At 41.7% G+C, this 18,509-nt stretch carries 17 protein-coding genes; 7 read left to right on the top strand and 10 right to left on the bottom strand.

The window, feature by feature from the left end:
* Position 1 precedes the first annotated feature (1 nt).
* The 5 genes from PHU20_RS12085 to PHU20_RS12065 form a co-directional block, all read right to left on the bottom strand.
* Positions 2-439, bottom strand: a complete 438-nt coding sequence (locus tag PHU20_RS12085; protein WP_274825630.1) for a nitrous oxide reductase accessory protein NosL — start codon at positions 437-439, stop codon at positions 2-4.
* Positions 440-483: 44 nt separating this feature from the next.
* A complete protein-coding gene (locus PHU20_RS12080) occupies positions 484-1,092 on the bottom strand; it encodes a hypothetical protein (RefSeq protein WP_274825629.1) in 609 nt (202 codons plus the stop codon).
* 126 nt (positions 1,093-1,218) lie between these two features.
* Complete coding sequence (gene nosZ, locus PHU20_RS12075; RefSeq protein ID WP_274825628.1) at positions 1,219-3,177, bottom strand: Sec-dependent nitrous-oxide reductase; 1,959 nt, start codon at positions 3,175-3,177, stop codon at positions 1,219-1,221.
* Positions 3,178-3,207: 30 nt separating this feature from the next.
* A complete protein-coding gene (locus PHU20_RS12070) occupies positions 3,208-3,789 on the bottom strand; it encodes a fasciclin domain-containing protein (RefSeq protein ID WP_274825627.1) in 582 nt (193 codons plus the stop codon).
* An 11-nt stretch (positions 3,790-3,800) separates the two neighbouring features.
* Positions 3,801-4,304 (bottom strand): c-type cytochrome, encoded by a 504-nt coding sequence (locus tag PHU20_RS12065; RefSeq protein ID WP_274825626.1) that lies wholly within the window; start codon positions 4,302-4,304, stop codon positions 3,801-3,803.
* Between the two features lie 123 nt (positions 4,305-4,427).
* Between PHU20_RS12065 and PHU20_RS12060 the strand changes: the two genes are divergently transcribed.
* On the top strand, positions 4,428-4,859 hold the full coding sequence (locus tag PHU20_RS12060) for an RrF2 family transcriptional regulator (RefSeq protein WP_274825625.1): 432 nt from the start codon (positions 4,428-4,430) through the stop codon (positions 4,857-4,859).
* Positions 4,860-5,024: 165 nt separating this feature from the next.
* On the opposite strand, the gene PHU20_RS12055 is transcribed toward PHU20_RS12060, so the two are convergent.
* Together PHU20_RS12055 and PHU20_RS12050 are read right to left on the bottom strand one after the other, a co-directional pair.
* On the bottom strand, positions 5,025-5,366 hold the full coding sequence (locus PHU20_RS12055; RefSeq protein ID WP_274825624.1) for a hypothetical protein: 342 nt from the start codon (positions 5,364-5,366) through the stop codon (positions 5,025-5,027).
* Between the two features lie 336 nt (positions 5,367-5,702).
* Complete coding sequence (locus tag PHU20_RS12050; protein WP_274825623.1) at positions 5,703-6,164, bottom strand: Lrp/AsnC family transcriptional regulator; 462 nt, start codon at positions 6,162-6,164, stop codon at positions 5,703-5,705.
* A 541-nt stretch (positions 6,165-6,705) separates the two neighbouring features.
* On the opposite strand from PHU20_RS12050, the gene PHU20_RS12045 reads away from it, so the two are divergent.
* From PHU20_RS12045 to PHU20_RS12030, 4 genes are all read left to right on the top strand, one after another.
* The gene (locus PHU20_RS12045) at positions 6,706-9,660 is read left to right on the top strand and encodes a TonB-dependent receptor (RefSeq protein ID WP_274825622.1); all 2,955 of its coding nucleotides are present in this window, start codon (positions 6,706-6,708) and stop codon (positions 9,658-9,660) included.
* A gap of 34 nt (positions 9,661-9,694) precedes the next feature.
* A complete protein-coding gene (locus tag PHU20_RS12040) occupies positions 9,695-10,186 on the top strand; it encodes a hypothetical protein (protein WP_274825621.1) in 492 nt (163 codons plus the stop codon).
* 32 nt (positions 10,187-10,218) lie between these two features.
* Positions 10,219-11,415 (top strand): pyridoxal phosphate-dependent aminotransferase, encoded by a 1,197-nt coding sequence (locus PHU20_RS12035; protein ID WP_274825620.1) that lies wholly within the window; start codon positions 10,219-10,221, stop codon positions 11,413-11,415.
* 122 nt (positions 11,416-11,537) lie between these two features.
* A complete protein-coding gene (locus PHU20_RS12030) occupies positions 11,538-12,671 on the top strand; it encodes an AEC family transporter (RefSeq protein ID WP_274825619.1) in 1,134 nt (377 codons plus the stop codon).
* A gap of 331 nt (positions 12,672-13,002) precedes the next feature.
* Here PHU20_RS12030 and PHU20_RS12025 read toward each other — a convergent pair whose 3' ends face one another.
* Both PHU20_RS12025 and hemN read right to left on the bottom strand, forming a co-directional pair.
* Complete coding sequence (locus PHU20_RS12025) at positions 13,003-13,824, bottom strand: universal stress protein (protein ID WP_274825618.1); 822 nt, start codon at positions 13,822-13,824, stop codon at positions 13,003-13,005.
* 31 nt (positions 13,825-13,855) lie between these two features.
* Entirely contained in the window at positions 13,856-15,217 is a 1,362-nt protein-coding gene (gene hemN, locus PHU20_RS12020) for an oxygen-independent coproporphyrinogen III oxidase (protein ID WP_274825617.1), read from the bottom strand.
* 292 nt (positions 15,218-15,509) lie between these two features.
* Here hemN and PHU20_RS12015 point away from each other — a divergent pair, with 292 nt between their 5' ends.
* Together PHU20_RS12015 and PHU20_RS12010 are read left to right on the top strand one after the other, a co-directional pair.
* A complete protein-coding gene (locus tag PHU20_RS12015) occupies positions 15,510-16,391 on the top strand; it encodes a nucleotidyltransferase family protein (protein ID WP_274825616.1) in 882 nt (293 codons plus the stop codon).
* Positions 16,392-16,397: 6 nt separating this feature from the next.
* Positions 16,398-17,456, top strand: coding sequence for a phosphotransferase enzyme family protein (locus PHU20_RS12010; protein ID WP_274825615.1), 1,059 nt, complete (start codon positions 16,398-16,400; stop codon positions 17,454-17,456).
* Here PHU20_RS12010 and PHU20_RS12005 read toward each other — a convergent pair.
* Positions 17,453-18,484: a LacI family DNA-binding transcriptional regulator gene (locus tag PHU20_RS12005; protein ID WP_274825614.1), complete on the bottom strand. Its 1,032-nt coding sequence runs from the start codon at positions 18,482-18,484 to the stop codon at positions 17,453-17,455. The two genes, PHU20_RS12010 and PHU20_RS12005, sit on opposite strands and share 4 nt — an antisense overlap.
* Positions 18,485-18,509: the final 25 nt, after the last annotated feature.

Here is an 18,509-nt window from a genome sequence, read left to right as displayed (position 1 = left end):
GTTATTCTATCTTGAATCTTGCCTTCAATTCTTCCCAAGTATACAACTGCCCATTATTTTCGGCTTCAATCTGCCCTGCTGACTTTCTTGAGCTAAAAGCGGAAAGGTATTCACCCATAGGACTCGGTATACTTTCACTGATCAAAAAAGTTGCCTCTTCGGCATTGATCAACTCCCCGGGATTTTGATAATCATTGACCAAAAAAAGTCCGATCGTAGCAATATCGACATCCTTCATATGATTCAGCATACATTCCACGGCGTCGAACTTAAAGACCTTGCCTTTTTGGGTAACGATCTCAGAAGCGTGCTGCCGATCCACAATGGTCATGGAACAATAATGACATCCATCAGAACCATAATCAATGGGTTTCGGACCTACCGTACAGGATACCAAACTAAAAAGTATCACGACAAAAAGAATGAATCTACTCAACATGGGTTTATATTTAAATACGTTGCACTGATTAGCTTATGGGTATTTCATTTTATGGGTGCTTTTTTCCCTACAAAGAACGCTACGACCGTCATCATCATACCTAAGAACATCATATACGCCCCTGTATGGGGTAGGGAGGTTACATCAAAATTCAACATTTTCTGATAGCCCAACAATGGTGGTTTATAGGTCATGGGCGTGCCATCGGGGTTCACCACTTTAATTATGGCATGGGGGTCCAAGTTGGAACCGTAATCATAAAGCCAAGCATTGAAATCGTACATTCCCAAGATACCTAAAATACTCATAAGGATAAACCAGCCTAAAAACCATTTATAACTTACCTTGTTCATATACCCCAATAAACCAATGGCGACCCCTAAGAAAACCATGATCCCGATTACATAAGGGAAGACCGTGAACTCCCACATATCCTCCGGTTTTGGAATGACCTTCATACCGATATAGTGGTTGAGTCCGTCGATATTCTGAAGATCGAATTCCGATACGCCTTTGATTCCCGTAATATATATATTCATTCCCAAAGGTTCCGGGTATTGGGGTGCACCTAACATAATATTCCATAGTGGGTTAAAGAAGAGTCCCAAAAGAAACAAAGGACCTATGATCATTAAAACACTTGCTTTTTTCATCACTTATACTTTTTGATGGTTATGTAATGGGGTTGGTGTTAAAAAGTTGTTGTAAAGCCATAAAAAGCGGGCAGGTCATAGACGCAGCCCGCTTTTCTATTGAATTAAAAAATAATCAGAAGTATACTATTCCCCTAAAGACCAAGATAGGTCAATATTTGAATTGGCAGGAGACACCCTAACATAACCCTGCATTTCTTGATGTAAGGCCGAACAGAAATCCGTACAATAAAATGGCCATACCCCAACTTCCTTAGGTTCCCAAACCAAAGATTTAGTCTGTCCCGGCATAATCAATAATTCGGAGTTGTTGGCACCGATCATGGCAAAACCATGGGGAACATCAAAATCCTGTTCATGATTGGTGATATGGAAATATACCTTATCGCCAACTTTGATCCCCTCGATGTTATCCGGGGTAAAGTGACTACGGATCATTGCCATATACACATGCACCTCGTTTCCTTTGCGTTCAACCCTTGCATCGTTCACCCCTAACGTGGCCATAGGGTGTTTGTTTTCGGCAAGTTTATATATTTTTTGGGATTTAGGCGCTAGGATTTCCGCAGGAATACCCGCTGCATAATGGGGTTCACCATGCGTTGGAAAATCATAGATGAGCTCCATCTTATCGCCAGTAATATCATATAACTGTGCAGAATGCTCCAATTCAGGACCTGTCGGAAGATATCTATCTTTAGTGATCTTGTTCATAGCAACTACATATTTACCGAAAGGTTTTGCGGAGTTGCCTCCAGGAATCATTAAGTGACCTACAGAATAATATGTTGGTTTCCTATCGATTACTTCCCAAGTACCCAATTTCCACTTAACCACTTCTGAAGAAATGAAGAATGTGGTATACGCATTGCCTTTACCATCAAATTCGGTATGCAAGGGGCCTAAACCTCCGCTTTTTACCGTACCGGCAAGAACATCCTCGAATTTTAGGATAGGGATTCCGTAAGCCTCACCATCAAACTTCTTGCCTTCAATAGCGGCCAACATCCTATCAAAAGAGTGTACGGTTAAATCGGCTGAAAGTTTTCCGTTACCGATAATATAATTCCCGGAGGGATCAACATCACAACCGTGGGGTGATTTTGGGGTCGGCAAGAAATAAACCGCACCTGGAACTTTGGTAGGATCAACGGTCAACACCTCTTTTTTCATGGTCGACGTGGCCGTATGGGTCCCCTCATCATAAACATTATGCGCATAATTGGCAGGCATTTTAGTACCTCCGCCATTGTTCACGTACTCTTCAATTTTCTTCCAGTTGATCGCGGCGATGAAATCCTTGTCATTTTGTGATGCATTAACTTCCAGTAATGAATTCGCCTCTTCCGTGTTATACGTAGTGAAGAAGAACCAACCGTGGGATTTTCCCCGTCCAGGGTGCGAAAGGTCATAATTGAATCCGGGCATCATTATTTGAAACTTAAGATCCAATCTACCATCTTCAGGATCCACACTTACAAAAGAAAGTGCTCCTTTAAAGTTACCTTTATATTCATTAATGGGCATATCCCTTTGGGGAACCGGGACGGAAAAACGGGTACCCGCAACAACATACTCGGTATTTTCGGTTATAAAAGAAGAGCTATGGTTACCGGCACTGTTGGGCAACTCTATGATTTCCTCCGTCTCAAAAGTCTTAAGACTTATCCTTGCGATACGGGGCGTGTTGTTTCCATTGATGAAAATCCATCGTCCATCCAATTCCCCATTGGTTTGTGAAATATCGGGATGGTGGGAATCGTCCCATGGCACAAAACCAAAAGAAGTGTTCAACATAGGTTTGGTTTCTTCGGAATAACCGTACCCGGAAGTAGGGAATTGCGAAAAAACAGGAATCTCCTTGAACATCCTACCTGAAGGTAGACCGTATACCGTAAGGTTTCCACTATAACCACCCGACATGAATGCATAAAATTCGTCTTGCTCCCCTGGTGCAACATATACCTTTTCGGCATTGTTGGACGAAAGGGCCCCATTAGAGGATTTCTTACCTGAATCATTGCAACCGGTAAAGACCATCACAAGACCTAAAAGGGCAAGTATTGAATAATTGATTTTTTTCATTGTAATTGTATTTAAGTTAATTTGAGTCGTTTATTCTTCCGTCGGTGGTATAATGACCTTATCGACCACATGTACGATACCGTTACCTGCTTTTATACTTGCAAGGATTTTGGCTCCACCTACATATACATCCTCTCCTTTGACCTCAACCGTGGTGTTCTGGTCATTCGCTTGCCCCAGTTTTTTGAATTTCTTTAAAAAATCTTTGGAATAATTTCCCGCAGTTACATGGTGCTTCAGAATATTTGCCAAGGCTTCCTTGTTTTCCGGCTTCAATAAATTCCCAACAGTCCCTTCCGGCAAGGCTTCAAAAGCTGCATTAGTGGGTGCAAAAACCATAAGGGGCCCGGCATTTACCAGTGCATTCTCCAATCCTGCCGCTTGTACGGCAGCTACTAAAGTGGTGTGATCGGGCGAACCGATGGCTATCTGCAATACATTGGGGGTAGAACCATCATCCTCGATAAAGGCTTGACCCTGTTTTTCAACGACTTCAGTTGCTGTTGAAGAAGTTGGATCGGTTCCGGTCTTAGCTTCATTTTTACAACCTACAAATACCAGTAGCATTGAAAATGAACTGAACAATAAGTTAACTTTGGTTGTTGCTTTCATATGATTTTGGGTTAAAGTGTCCTAAAGTATTCAAGTATGGCCCTCGCCTGCTCTTCCGTCAATCCTTGATTTGCCATAGGGGACCCATTGAATTCCGTTAACAGGTCTTTGGCCAAAGGATCTTTCGTAACCATCTCCTGTGGATTCAGAATCATGTTCATTACCCATTCCGGTGTTCTTCTTTCCAAAACCCCATTTGGAGCTGGGCCAATGAATTTTTTACCGATTCGGTGACAAGCCAAGCACATTTGATCATACACTTCCTTGCCTTTTGCAGCCATAGCGGCATCAACGGTTGCATCCAAGGTCAACGATTTAACAGGCCCTATGCCTTTGTTGGTCAAGTCTATGCGCTCTGAAGCTTTGGTTTCCGTGGCCACTGGGGTCTCGACCACCTTTTCGGTAGTCTTTTGTGGTCTTACACTAAATCCTTCTTTTTTCTTTTCTTCTTTACCCCCACAACTAAGCATTAGTAGGGAAAAAAGCAGTGCTAAACTTCCAATTGGTATTTTCATTTTAAACATTTTATTAAATTAGTCCGTAAAAATAAAGTGGTTTAACCCATGGAAAAATGATATAAATCATATTTCGGATAAAAATATCTTTTAATCTTTGTTGAATATAATTCCCTATACCATATGTTTTCCAATTCATCCAAGTATGCCCTGAAAGCCGTACTGTATTTGGCCGTAAATTCCAGTGAATCCAATAAAATCATGGCCAAGAATATCAGCGGTCCCATAAACGTTCCACAAGCGTATATTTCCAAATTATTGCAAGATCTTACCAAACACAATATCGTTTCTTCGACACGCGGACCCCATGGCGGTTTCTATCTTAATGAAAACAATATGAAAACCCCGTTGATCGATATCATTTCCGTGATAGATGGTGAAAACAAGTTAAATGCCTGTTTACTCAGTATTGAAAACTGCAATGCCGAACAACCTTGTCCCCTACATGATTTTGCCGCCGCATATCGGGTAAACCTACTTGAAAATCTGGAAAACAAGACTGTTGGTGATTTGGCCGAGGACATCAGTAATCAAAAATCTTTCTTGCCTTTATAACCTTGTGATCCAAAAATCCTTATGCCCTAACAAATGCCCGTTTTACCTGTCTTAATCCAACTTTACACATCGTACGGGGGAAAATTTCATACTAAAAAAAAGCCAATGTTAGATAACATCGGCTTTCCGCACTCCTAAAAATAATCCTATTCGTTTACCGCGAAGTTATTCTTCATTGTCCGCACTCACCAAAATGGGAATACGATATACTTTACCAGGCTTAAAGGTACCTTTGTTCACTAAGTTGTTATGAACGGCTTCCATCAGATAATTCTCCAAATTCCTATCGGTTGTATTGATGGAAAGCACCTGAATTTCCCCAAAACTATCAATGGCCAATCGTAATTCGGCAACCGAACCTTTTATTTCATCCGGAATTTCCTTGCTCAATAATATTTTAGTGATCTGATTCGTCAATTTTTTAGTGGTAATCGGTTCCGTATTCGCATAAATACAACCTGAACCTATAAAAATCATCGCTATAAGTAGAAAACCTATTTTTTTCATAACCGTATATTTAATAAAATGGAATGTATTAATTTATCAATATGACAAAAATACACTTTTATTTTGTCATATTCTCATTTTTTGAATTCCTTTTTAACATCAAAACCCAGAAAATTCAATGGGATTATTACAATCACGACAGAATTGTTACAGCCATCACATTTTGTGATATAAAAATCAATCTATACGATACGGAGGTGCCCCTAAATGGAATTCGCCTGAAGGCAAATATGAACGTAGTAAAAGAAAAACAGGAGCAAACCGGGAAGGTAAAATCAGAGTTACGTCATTAAGGGGAAGGCGCAGCCGTTTCAGGGAAGGTACGGAAGGGCGGTTTTACATACCGAATTCGATATGCCTACTGAGTTTTTCCTCGACCGAAATAAAAGACTCCACTCCTTTTATGCCTTCGATCGATAAGATCTGGTCCTGGTACACCTCCCTGTAATGCATGCTGTCCCGAGTGTGCATTTTAATGAAAATGTCGTATTTCCCCGTGGTATGATGGATCCTTACGACCTCTTTGATACCGATAAGATCGTCCATGACCTGTTTATACAACGAACTTTGACTTAAATAAATACCCAAGAAAACGGTCAGTTTCCATCCGATGTTGGCATAGTCAAGTTTTAAGCTAGCTCCCGTAATCAATCCCATTTCCCTCATTTTTCGAACCCTGGAATGGATCGTACCCGGAGAAACGATCAGTTTTTTGGCCACCTCGGTAAAGGGCATCTGTGCATCATCACTTAAAATTGAAATGATCTTATAATCGACTTGATCTAATTTATTTTTCATGTTACATATGGTTTTTCCTGTTAAGGTCTTGATGGGCCATTATTCAAAACAGCTTTAAAATATCTGCAATTATGCAATAGTTATCTGGTTTTAAGTAAATATAATTCAGTCTTTTATATTTTTTGGTGTTTTTTTATTAATATAAATGCCCTTTCAATACATATTACATATTCTCCCATAGGGCTAATTATTATTTTCATAAAAATGTCTTAAAACCAATAAATACAGATTAAATAGGTTTTTGGGGTTTCCAAAAACCAATTCTGAATTATTACCAGTTTTTTTTAATATTTCTGCTTTATGTTTATATTATTTTGAATATGGTGTATTTTATTCAGCAATTCTGCCAATTCCCTGTTTTTAATTCATTCGAACAATAGCTAATATTGCTAGTGTGACTTTTGGTTGTCTATCGACCATAGGAAGCAACAGAAAAAGTGTCCGGAACTTTTCTTAACCATAAACAAAAAATGCATGGGTCTACACCTTCTGCACGTAAAGGATATGGTTTAAATAAGCAACTAACTAACACTCTAGACTTATGAAGAAAATCCATTTACTAACACTCCTTCTGATCAACTCAGTATTTCTTGCCACTGCGCAAGAAATTTCCATTTCGGGAACTACCTACGATAGTACAGGACCTTTACCTGGTGTAAACATACGGGTGAAAGGCTCGACAATAGGTGTCATTTCGGATTTTGACGGAAACTACTCCATTCCCAACGCCCCTAGCACGGGTACTTTGGTTTTCTCCTATATCGGATACGCCACGGAAGAAGTTGCGATTAATGGGCAGACCACTATCAATCTGACCCTTAAGGAATCTGCCGAACAATTGACCGAGGCCATTGTAATCGGTTCACGGGGGCAACCAAGAACAAAATTAAAGACAGCGGTTCCGATCGATGTTATCTCGATCAGTGAGAATGCAGTGAACATGCCCGATGTCGACCTCTCACAAATGTTGACCAAGACAGCCCCTTCATTTACGGCTTACCAATCCCAAGGTGGGGATTTGGCTTCCCAAGTCATCGCACCCTCTTTAAGAGGTCTGGCACCCAACCAAATGTTGGTGTTGATCAATGGAAAAAGAAGACATACTTCAGCACTTTTGGCCGGTACCCAGACAGGCACCGATGCCAACTCCGTAGATATGAGTTTCATCCCCTCAGGATCTATCGAACGTGTTGAGATTTTAAGGGATGGGGCCTCTGCACAATATGGTTCAGATGCCATAGCCGGGGTCATTAACATTATCCTTAAAAAAGGAACCGATAAATTTACCGGTACGTTGACCGGGGGTGGGTATACCAACCAATCCCCCGATTTCAGTTACTCCGATCTTTCAGACGAAGAAATAAGCCTAATAGAAGCCGGTACGGGAACCCCCGACGGATTAAACTACCAGTTCGATGGTAATTACGGATTCTCCTTTGATAACGGGGGTTATTTAAATATTACAGGGATGTTCAAGCAAGCCGATAGGACCATCCGTGCCAGTGTACTTCCCGAAGACAGGTTTACCCTATATAGCGATGGCTATCTCAATAACGAAACTACCACAACCGAAGGCAATGTCATCATTACCAACCCGGAATTGGTTAGTGCACTTGCTGCCGGAGACACCGCTTTGGCCGATGAGCTCAGAACGGTTTCCGGCTTAATGGAAGCTAGGGGCTTGGAACAATACGATGTAGCCACCTATGCAGGGAACCCTTTGATCAATCAAGGTGGACTGGGGTTCAATCTTGAAATTCCCATTTCCGAAGATGTCGATTTTTATTCCTACGGCGATCTTGGATTTAAGTACACCGAAGGATTCAGTTGTTACTATAGGAGGGCTGACCAATCTGACCGAACCAGTTATTATTTATATCCGAACGGCTTCAGACCTCAAATGTACACCAACCAGACCAACTTAGGATTGACTGCCGGGGTTTCTGGTAAGATAGGCGATTTTGATTTCGATTTCAGTAATACTTTTGGCAAGAACAACATGGATATCGGAATGTTCAACACCTGGAACGCAAGTCTTGGTGATAGTTCACCAACCGACATGAACGTGGGTACCCACAGCTTCTTACAAGACACGGGGAACTTTGATGTATCAACGTATTACGATGACATCTTGGAAGGTCTAAACGTTGCCGGTGGAATCGAATTCCGTGTGGAAAATTATCAAATCATAGCCGGACAGGAAGAAAGTTACACTTCCGGTGATGCCGGTTTTATCACCGCTAGTGAGGATAACCAAGAACTTGTAGGTCCTGACGGATTTCCTTTGGAAGATTTAAACGGGAACCAACTTGTAGATTCAAATGGAGACCCTATCGAGCTGGAATATGCCGGCATTAGCCAGTACCAAGCGAAAGGCTACTCTCCCGGATGCCAGTGTTTCAACGGATTTTCACCCATAAACGAAAGTGACTCATGGCGTTCGGTAATTGCAGCTTACTTGGATTTGGAACTTGATGTAACCGAAAATTTCTTCCTAGGCGGTGCCGTACGTTTAGAAAACTATTCGGACTTTGGAAACGTTGTGACAGGGAAACTATCATCTAGATATTCCATTGGGGATAATTTCTCTTTAAGAGGTTCTTTCAGTTCTGGCTACAGGGCGCCCTCCTTACAAGAGCTTAACTATTCCCAAGGCTACACCTATTTTATCGATGAAATCCCTTATGATGCCGTGCTGTACCGTAATGGTAGTGCAGCTGCCAAAGCCATAGGCTTGGATATATTGGACCAAGAAACATCGACCAACTTCAGTGTCGGATTTACCGCAAAGATCACCAATAACTTTAACCTGACCGTAGATGCGTATTCCATTAAAATCAAGGATAGGATCTTTACTACCTCCCAATTCACTTCAAGCGATGCCCCCGTTCTTGATCCAATCATAGGCGCTGGTCAAGCAAGCTTCAGGATCAACGGTGGGGATATCAGCACCAAAGGGGTAGAAATAGTGGCCAACTATGAAACCGGTTTGGGCGATGGCAAATTGGACTTTACCCTTTCAGCTACCCTTAGGGAAAATAAATTCGACCAAGCTGTTGTACCCGATTTAAATACTGTATTGACCGAAGAGGAACTTATAGAAAAGTATATCACCAGAGGCTCTATTGGCCAATTTGAAAAGGGAACCCCAAGTTCAAAATACTTAGGCACCTTAAATTACAAAATAGGAAAATGGTCTACCATGCTGACCGGTGTTCGTTGGGGAGGTGTTACCGCATTGGATTCTTACGAAGGTACTTTGTTAGATGGTAGCTATGGGTATGCCGATCAATTCTACACACCGGAATTTACAGTTGACCTTGGTATCACCTATGCCTTTTCTGATAAACTTAGTCTAACGGTTGGAGGTAATAACATCTTCAATCAGTATCCTGAAATCCAAAGGAATGAGAACAGAGGATTCTATCTTTATTCCAATTATCAGCAAGGTTCCAATGGAGCATATTATTTTGGAAGGATAACTTTTAGCCTATAAGATTTGTCAATAAATGAATTAAAATATCACAACTATGAAAATATCTTTTAGAAATATATTTATAATCCTCCTAAGTATTGGTCTTTTTTCTTGCGAACAAGACCGTTTGGAACCCGAATTGGAAACTGCGGAAGGCGGTGGAACCTTATCTAGTTATATGGCCTATACCATCAGCTCGGTCGATGCCGCAACCGACGTTTACGGACGAGTGGTCTTCTGGGAAGAGCCTACACTTTCACGGACCCTTATACAGGTATCTTTATATAACACCACGGATTCCGAATTGCTGCCGGTAAGTATACTTGATGGGGCCATCGGTGATGAATCATCGGTGTTAATGTCTATCTATGATGTGGACGGCAGTACGGGTGAATTGGACGAAAGTAAGTTTTATACCGTCACCGACACCGATTTTTACGAATCCCTTTCGACATTGGATGCCCATATCAACATTTATGACAGCACTGGTACGATATTGGCCGCTGGGGACATCGGAAGCAATGCCGACCCCGTAGAATCGAATTAATATAATCGCTTATAAATTAAAACACACATATTATGAAAACAACAACAGTAAACAGAAGGGAATGGCTTAAAAAAGGTATGCTTACGGCAGCTGGCGTTATGGCAGCACCTTATTTGACCTATGGCGCATTCCCATCGTCCCCCTTGAAGCTAGATGCCCAAGGAAACCTACCTTATACTCCTTTCTTTAAAGAGTATTTACCGTATAATGTGACCAATACGGTCGACCTTATGGCAAAATTGAATGCCAATGAAAACCCTTACGGACCTTCACCAATGGCCATCGAGGCTTTGCAGAAAGTAGCCAAAAAAGGTAACCGATATGCATGGCAAGAATTGTTCGATCTCATGGATAAAATCGCCAAGTATGAAGGGGTAGATGCCAAAAACATCATCATGGGCCCCGGTTCTTCCGATATTTTGGAAAAAACGGCCATGGTATTTTTCAAAGATGGTGGTAATGTCGTTTCTGCCGATCCGTCGTACATGTCCTTGATCAAAGTTGCCCAGGCCACCGGAGGTACATGGAAAGCCATCCCGTTAAAGGATGATTGGTCACACGATTTGGATGCCATGGAAAAAGCCATAGATGCCGACACCAAATTGGTTTATATCTGTAATCCGAACAACCCAACAGGAACATTGACCGATGCTAAGAAATTAAGGGATTTCTGTTCCAAAGTTTCCGAAAAGGTACCTGTCTTCGTAGATGAAGCTTACTTAGGCTTTTTGGAAGACGGACATTCCAAACAGAGTATGGTTTCTTTGGTCAATGAAGGCAAAGATGTCATCGTAGCCAGAACATTCTCCAAAATACATGGTATGGCCGGTCTACGTGTAGGTTATGGTGTGGCCACCCCCGCTACTTTGGATAAGATCCAAAAAATAACAAGGGGAGGAATGGGCATATCCTACACCTCCATATTTGCTGCCCTATCCAGTATGGACGATATAGCATTCCAGAAAAAATCAAGGGACCTGAATGCCGCATCAAGAAAATATGTCTTTGAAGCACTAAAGGAAATGGGCCACAAACCCGTTGAATCCCATACCAGCTTTATGATTTTCCCTATCGAAATGGAAGGCAAGGCCTTTTTGGAAAAAATGACAGCTGAAAAAGTAGGTGTCAGGGCTTTTGAATTCATGGATAAAACGTGGTGTCGTGTAAGTATGGGTACCATGGATGAAATGAAATTGTTTACTGCCGCCCTCGGAAAAGTACTCGTGTAAATTAAGTTTGAACTGTTGACCAAAGCGCTTGAAGCCGGATATCGAACATTTCCAGCTTCGGGCCTTTAGTGTTGGCAACTGAAAAATGTATTAGGAACGCTTCATCAAAAACTTAATTGAGTATGAATTTTGCTTTACAAAAAACTTTAGAACTATTAATCATCATAGGGCTAGGAATTTTTTTGCAGAAAAAAGTTGCGAAACAGGATTTAAAAGGGGTCAAAGTACTTGTTCTCAGCGTTGCCTTACCCGCAACGATTTTCGCCGCCTTACTGAAAATAGAACTAAAGGGAACACTCTTGGTTTTCCCCCTATTGGCACTCTGTTTCAACCTTTTGATGTTACTCGCATCAAAATACGTGCTTGCGAGCTCATTACCAACGGAGGAAAATGCAAAAAAAAGAACCTTGATGATGTTACTGCCTTCCTTGGCGCCAGGATTGTCATGTTTCCCCTTTCTTGTTGTTTACATTGGGGACGACTCCCTTGCCTTGGCTGCCTTGGCAGATGTAGGCAATAAGGTTTTCGGTCTTATCCTGTTATATCTATTGGCCATGCATTGGTACCATAAAAGGGCTCTCAAAGAAGCCGGCACCTCTACAGGTGGCAAACTAAAAAGTTTGTTTTTGTCCTTGATCAATGAACCTATCAATATCGTGATCGTTTTAGGAATGATCATGCTTAGCTTTGGGTTGGATTTAAGCTCATTGCCTGGTTTTCTTCAAAACACCGTACTAAGTATGAAGGTATTGATGACCCCGTTGGTCCTTTTGTTCATCGGTATGGCCGTGCGCATAAACCCGGGTGAATTCGGAATGATCCTATCCCTATTGGTAAGACGTGCAGGAATTGCCTTTTTATTATCGGGCATCTTTGTTTTCTTGGTACCCGGCCTTGCCCCGGCCATGATTTTACTCCTAGTGGTATTTCCTCAAAGTTCATGTAGCTTTTGGCCTTATGCCCATATGAGTGCCATAAGTTCCATGGAAGATAAAGACGAGCAAAAAGAGCCCACGTTCGACATCAATTTCGGGGTGAATATATTGGCTTGTTCCTTACCTTTTTCGACACTTTTGATCATTGGTGTATTTTCATTCAGTGATTTTTTCATCCCTGGGATCAATCTTGTCCTTTTAGGCATGGCCATGGTGGTCATTTCCTTTGCCCCCGTGCTCATACAAAAATTAAAAACAAGTAAAAAAGAAGAAAAAGCCGAAGGATTTTCGATGATTTCAACCAATGAGAACAATCAATAAGAATATCCAAATTAGGATGTAAAGGGTGTTTATATAATTTTTAAGACCAGTTTATTTAAAAAACCATACCAAACCACAAAAGTGAAAACCCCCAATACCACCTTTAATTCTTATTGCTGTTCATAATTGTGTTTTAAAGAAGGGAAGCCGAAATAGCTTCCCTTTCTTTTTTAAAAGCCGGGTTACCTGCCCAAAACCCCCACACAAATGGGTGTCACCCGTTTTTCTTGCCCTAGGGTCAAAACCACATTACAGATTCCCGAAAAAGGCTTAAAAAAGAAGGGAAACCCAAGAGTTGGATTTCCCTAGATACATCGATACCATGATACCGTTAAATCTTGAACGTTACGACCGGGACATTGGAATGGTTGGCAATATCTTCCCCGATACTCCCCATAAAGAAATGGGACAAGCCTTTTCTACCGTGCGTGGAAATACCTATGATATCGGCTTCGATTTCATCCCCATAGTCAAGGATTCCGTTTTCTACACTATAATCATTGTAGATTTCGACCTCGGCAGTCACCCCGGCCTTTTTCAAAAACCCTGAGATCCTCTCATTGGCATCCCTAGTGCTCAGAAAATCATCCCCCGGGGTATTGATATAAACCAACTTCAATTCCGATGAAAGCATGTCTGCGAATTGCTTGGCCTTTTGAAAGGCATCAATGCTATCCTCCTTAAATTCGCTGGCAAACAAGAATTTATCCGCTTTAAAGTCCAAATGTTCTTTCTTGATCACAAGTACGGGAATATCCGAGCTACGGACCACCCTTTCGGCATTGGAACCTATGAATATTTCCTTTAGACCATCAGTACCATGGGAACCCATAACTATCACATCGGCCTCATTGTTTTGTGCCACATCGTTTACTTCACTGAACACCTTGAAATGTTTTACGATCGGGGTTATCTTGATCCCCTCGAGATAAGGTTGGTTCAAAAACTCGGTAAACCTTTTTTCTGCCAATTTGATTAAAAAAACGGTCTGTTCTGGATGAAATGCCTCTGAAGAGGTAACGATGGCCTGGTTCAATTCCAACATATGTAGTGCTAAAATCTCAGCTTTATGCTTTTTCGCCAATGCAGCGGCCACTCGTAAAGCATACTCTGATTGTTCCGAAAAATCAACGGGTACTACTATTTTTTTCATAATGAATGTAGGTTTATACTAAGTTCAAATTTCAAATTGTCATAGAAAACAACCTGGTCTCAGGTTCTTTTCTATGTAATAGAACGTCAAAAGCCATACAAATATTTCGAATAAAGGGCTGGCCTTTTTCCGTAACCCTTAATTCATCTATTCCAAATTCAACTAAACCATCCTGTTCCATTTCGGCAAGTTTTTCCTTTGCCAATGAAATTTCCGGGAAATACGACTCTTTCGTATCCCATGAGGTTTTAAAACGGCACATTAGATTCAAGATGTGTTTTCTTATGACCCTATCCTCTACGGTTAGGATATGCCCCCGATATATCGGGATGGTATTTTCATTCACCAGACGCTCATATTCTACGAGGTTTTTGACGTTTTGGGCAAAACTATACCAGCTATCGCTGATACTCGAAGCCCCCAAACCTATCATGACCTGTGTTTTGGAGGCCGTATACCCCATGAAATTCCGATGGAGCCGGCCAGACACCATCGATAGGTACAGACTATCCCCTTCTAGGGCAAAATGATCCATTCCGATTTCTTTATACCCCACTTTGGTGAGCAATTTCTTACCCTCCTCATACTGTTCCCGCTTAGCGTTTGGGCTCGGTAGATCTTCATCTTTAAAGCCTCGCTGCCCGCTACCCTTTATCCACGGTACATGGGCATAACTATAAAATGCCAAACGATCAGGTCGTAACGACTTCGTCTTTAGGATCGTTTCCTTGACATGTTCCAAGGTTTGGTGGGGCAATCCGAAAATCAGATCATGGCCGACCGAGGTATATCCGATTTCACGGGCGGCTTCGGTAGCTCGTCGCACATTTTCAAAAGGCTGTATCCTATGGATCGCTTTTTGCACTTTTTCATTATAATCCTGCACCCCATAACTGACCCTTCTAAATCCGACATCATATAATGCCTGCAGGTGTTCCTTGGTCGTATTGTTCGGGTGCCCTTCAAAACTGAAGCCATACTCCTGGGTTTTATCGGCCAATTGGAATATTCCGTTGATCAATCTTTTCAAATTATCCGGGGAAAAAAAGGTAGGGGTCCCCCCTCCTAAATGCAATTCCTTGATCTTGGGTCTTGCGCCCAAAAGATCGCAATACAATTTCCACTCCTTTAAGACAGTCGTTATATAGGGCGCCTCTACTTCATGCCTTTTGGTTATATGTTTATGGCAACCACAGAAGGTACACAAGCTTTCACAATAAGGCAAATGGATATACAGGCTTATACCTTCCTTTTCATTGCTCTCCCCAAAACTCTGTTTCAAGGTACGTTTCCATTCCCCTATAGTAAACGAATCTTGGTTCCAGTAAGGCACCGTAGGGTAACTGGTATATCGAGGACCTGGAATATTGTATTTTTGGATCAGATTGCTCATGTAAATTATTTGTATCCGACAAATATACGATGTAAAGCCCCTAAGTTCTATGATAATTATCAATACGGACTTTAGGCCGTACTACCGGTCACATTCCATTTCCCAATACACAACTACCCAAACGGGAAATGGCCTAAGGCATTGTTTTACTGATGGATGACCCTTCGCTACAGACTAAAAATAAAATGGCACGTTCTAAAAACCGCAAAACCCGATATTCGGATATATATCTGAAATTGGGTGATTTTCGCTTCCAAAAGACTTATTTTTATCCCAATAAAAATTTCAAAAGATGACATTATTATTAATGGCCGCCGGTCGCGGAAGCAGGTATGGAAAGTTAAAACAGTTCGATGCATTGGGCCCTAATGGGGAGTTCCTAATGGAGTTCAGTATATACGATGCCATTGAAAATGGTTTCGACCACATCGTGGTGATCACTCAAAAAACCAATGTTGGATTCTTGACCGAATACCTTACGCCCAGGTTGCCAAAACAAATAAAATTGGATGTTGTCGCCCAAGAATTGAGCGACCTGCCCGAAGGCAGCACCTTTAACGGTGAACGTGAAAAACCATGGGGGACCGCCCATGCCGTTTGGTCTGCCCGCAAGGTTATCGACAACCCTTTTGTCGTAATCAACGCAGACGATTACTATGGCAAATCGGCCTATAAAAAAGCGGCCGCTTTTATACAGAACAACCCCTCGGCCTATGCCCTTGTGGGATATACATTAAAAGACACCCTATCGGAACACGGATCGGTTTCCAGGGGGGTATGTAAGACCGATGGTGCCAACAACCTGTTAACGGTAAATGAGCGTACCAAAATTGAAAAACTCAACGATACGATCAAGGATATGGATTCCGGATTGGAATTTACCGGGGATGAACTCGCCAGTATGAATTTCTGGGTATGCAACCCTTCGATCTTTACGAGTATCGAAGAGGATTTCAAAACTTTCCTGAAGAACGGTTCCAATATAACAAGTGGTGAAATTTATTTGCCTTTTGTCATCCAGGAAATGATAGAAAACAATAAGATCGGGGCCAAAGTAATCCCTTCCGGAGGTGAATGGTTTGGCATTACCTATGCCAGCGACAAAGAAAAAGCCATGGCCCAATTGAAGGAAATGACCGATCAAAATGGATACAAAAATCCGTTATGGGACTAAAAGACCATGGGGAGGTACTCAGACAACTATTTGAACCACCTTCTGGAATGTTTTATCCCTGATAAGACATTCCGGATTTCCCCCATTGATATCGGCTTTATAAACGACACCTATTTGGTAGAATCCCCTACCGGACCCGAATACGTTCTTCAACGTATCAACCCTGCAGTTTTCAGCAACGCTGAAGCCTTGATGGCCAACATATCCCTTGCGCTACAAAAACTGGACAACAGGGATTACCAGAAGATTACCTTGGTTCAAAGTTGCGACAATAAACCGTATTTTAAAGACGGGAAGGGTTATTGGCGGTTAATGACCTATATTCCGGATTCCATTACCTATTCTACCACGGACAAGGAACAAATCGCCTTTGAGGCCGGCCGTATTATTGGGCGGTTCCATCACTTATTGGCCAATGCCCCTCTAAAGGAGTATGTGGACACCATTCCCGATTTCCATAACCTCCCCAAAAGAATACACCAATTTGAAGACGCCATTACCACAACATCGGCGAATAAACTGAAAAGTGCACAAAAAGCCCTGGGGTTCATTGAAAGTACCTATCCCCTATTGGAGCCTTTGACCCGAGAGGTCTTACCAATGAGGATTTGTCACAATGACACCAAACTCAATAATATCCTTTTCTCCAAATCAACACAAACCGCACTTTGCCTGATCGACCTTGATACGATCATGAAAGGGTATTTTTATTATGATTTTGGTGATGCCGCCCGTACTATCGTGAATACCGCACAAGAAGACGAAAAAAACCTTGAAAAAATAACCTTTGAGCCCCATTTGTTCAAAGCATTGGTGGCGGGGATAGCTACCAATGATCCGTTTTTATCACAGGAAGAAATAAAAACACTCCCCTTGGGTACGGTTTTTATGCCTTTTATCCATGGGGTAAGGGCATTGACCGATTATCTCAACCATAATAAATATTATAAGGTCTCTTACGAAAACCAAAATCTTGATCGCTGTCTAATTCTTTTTGATTTTACCGAAAAAGCATTGGACCACCTCCATTTTATGCAGGAATGCATAAATAATAAATTAGCTTAGCCCAAAGGTATCTTACGGGTAGAATCCCTGACGATCAAACTGGTCTTTACCACCTTGGTCTCATAGACCCCCGGTGTACTGATACTTTCGATGCGGTCGATCAACCGATTGGCACAGGTTTCCCCGATATAGGAACCATGCTGACTGATCATGGTCAATGCAGGGGTGACGTATTTTGACAGTTGGCCATTGGTAAACCCGATAATGGCGATGTCATTGGGGACATGATACCCCCTTGCCTTTATGATCCCCATGGTCTTTACGGCAGTAATTTCATCCAACGCCAAAATCCCATCGATATTCTTGTCATTTAAAATGAACGACAATATAAAATCGAGGTCATCTTTGGGCTCTATGGGGATGACCAATTTTTCATCAAAATCTATATTCCTTTCCTTTAACGCCCGTTTATACCCCCCTATGCGCAATCTTCCGATCTTGGTCTTACAAATGGGATTGACCAAGGCAATGGTCTTACAACCCGTATCCAACAAATACTTGGTGGCCTTATACCCTGCTTCAAGATCATCAACGATCACCTTGTCACAATCAATGGCATCCATAACCCGATCGAACATGACCAAGGGAATTTGATAGTCAACGATATCTTTAATGTTTTCGAGATGGGTCTTTGTTTGCCGCTCTGAAGCAACCGATGAAATAATGAGTCCGTCAACGGAACCACTACTCAACATTTCCAAAGTCATGGTCTCTTTTTTAAGGGAATGGTCGGTAACACAGCTGATAATGCTATATCCACGTTCATTGGCGACCTTTTCTATTCCGTACAATACCTGAACGAAAAAATAATTAAGGATATTGGGGATTACGACACCGATCGACTTGGTACTTCGGTTCACCAAATTCAAGGCCACCTTATTGGGCCTGTAATGATTGTCTTTGGCGAATTTTTGAATCTTCTTTTTTACCTCTCCACTAATTTCGTGGCTATCGTGCAACGCCTTGGAAACGGTAGAAACCGAAACCGAGAAATGACTGGCGATGTCCTTTAGGGTTAATTTTATCATATACCATGATATTTGAACATGTCAA

It is taken from the genome of Maribacter polysaccharolyticus (genome assembly GCF_028882255.1).
GTDB classification, from domain to species: domain Bacteria; phylum Bacteroidota; class Bacteroidia; order Flavobacteriales; family Flavobacteriaceae; genus Maribacter_A; species Maribacter_A polysaccharolyticus.
Note: the sequence above shows the minus strand (reverse complement) of the source record. Positions and strands in the feature narration are given on the sequence as shown.